This is a genomic window from Bacillus sp. SIMBA_008, from assembly GCF_046535495.1.
GTDB classification, from domain to species: Bacteria; Bacillota; Bacilli; order Bacillales; family Bacillaceae; genus Bacillus; species Bacillus subtilis.
The window spans coordinates 1-241 of sequence record NZ_JAWRWL010001157.1 but is presented as its reverse complement, the minus strand read 5'-3'; the positions used below and the strand labels follow the sequence as shown (position 1 = coordinate 241).

The window sequence follows — 241 nt, the reverse complement described above, 5'->3', positions numbered from 1 at the left end:
CACAAGTAACGCTTCTTTTTCCTTGTCAGGTACAAAAATATCTTCTATTTGAATGACACCATATACATTTTCAGCATTAACAAGTTTTACTTCCTCTCCAGCTTTCAGACTCTCTGCTACTTCTTCTGTTACTGGTAATGTAATCGGTATACTCCATACGCTCCCGTTTGCTAAGCGAAGCGTTTCTACGACCGAATCATAATCTTTCTTTCCTAAAAAACCAGTAAGTGGGCTATATGCC

Annotated in this window: 1 pseudogene; it reads right to left on the bottom strand. The window is 38.6% G+C overall.

The annotated features are described in order from the left end of the window. Positions 1-241, bottom strand: a pseudogene (gene sat, locus SB658_RS27070) (sulfate adenylyltransferase); the annotation flags it as partial.